Raw genomic sequence first — 1215 nt, forward strand, 5'->3', positions numbered from 1 at the left:
TTAGCGGCGTGAACCTTAATCGGTGTCCAAGATTACTTGACCAGTTCAGCTTGCCTGCGATGGCGGACTCTCAGTTAGCCCATCAGTGCCTGATACACCGCTATCGCAGGCAAGCCAGCTCCCACAGTGGATCGGGTTTCAATTCAGGATTGGTAAACCTTTGCAAAGCCGTCGCGAATCTTCTGTTCCGGCAATTCGTCGGCAATAAACACAATCACACTCTCCCGCGCCTCGCCCTCGGCCCATTCGGTATCCCAATCGAACCCGTAGAGCTTGAGCACGCCCTGAAACACCATCCGCCGATCTTCCCCGGCAATGTTCAGCACGCCCTTGTAGCGCAGCAGTTGCTTGCCGTGGTCTTCCAGCAGCTCGTTCATAAACTCGCTGAGGCGATCAATATCCAGCGGCTGATCGGTGCGCAGCACCAGGCTGGAGATACGGTCGATGGACGGCGCCTTGCTCACCGGACGCAGGCTCATGCCGGCGTTGAGGTTGAAGCCACGCACATCCAGCAGCTCGGCCAGGTCGATAGTGCCGTGATCGACGACCTTAATCGGCGCACGCCGGTTGATGCGCGTCAGGCGTTCGCTGAGGGCGTCAAAGGTGGCGTCATCCACCAGGTCGCGCTTGCTCACCAGCAGGCGGTCGGCAAAGCCGATCTGCGCCTGGGCGATGGTCTGGGTCAGGTGATGCTCGGCGTGGGCCGCGTCCACCAGGGTGATGATGCCGTCGAGGATGTAGCGCTCGCGCAGTTCTTCGTCGATGAAAAAGGTCTGCGCCACCGGTGCCGGGTCGGCCAGGCCGGTGGTCTCGATCACCAGGCGGTCGAAGGCGATCTCGCCGCTGTCCAGGCGTTCGAGCAGCAGGTACAGGGCTTTGGTCAGGTCGGTGTGGATGGTGCAGCACACGCAGCCGTTGGACAGGGTCATGACTTGCACCGGTTCATCGCCCAACAGCTGGGAGTCGATACCGGCGTCACTGAATTCGTTTTCGATCACGGCGATTTTCAGGCCGTGCTCGGCTTTGAGCAGGTGGCGCAGCAAGGTGGTTTTGCCGGCGCCGAGGAAGCCGCTGAGGATGGTGACGGGGATGGGAGAGGACAAAACTGATCTCCTGATAACTGAAGGAACACAAAACAAATGTGGGAGCGGGCTTGCTCGCGAAAGCAGTGTGTCAGCCAGCACATACATCAACTGACAGACCGCTTTCGCGAGC

General features: G+C 59.8%; 1 protein-coding gene. It reads right to left on the reverse strand.

Annotated features, from left to right (window positions below; genetic code table 11):
• Positions 1-143 precede the first annotated feature (143 nt).
• Positions 144-1103, reverse strand: coding sequence for a GTPase (gene yjiA, locus NUV89_RS29670; protein WP_257784117.1), 960 nt, complete (start codon positions 1101-1103; stop codon positions 144-146).
• Between the last annotated feature and the right edge of the window lie 112 nt (positions 1104-1215).

Origin of the sequence: Pseudomonas sp. 18.1.10 (genome assembly GCF_024655625.1) — a bacterium.
In the GTDB taxonomy this organism is placed as follows: Bacteria; Pseudomonadota; Gammaproteobacteria; order Pseudomonadales; family Pseudomonadaceae; genus Aquipseudomonas.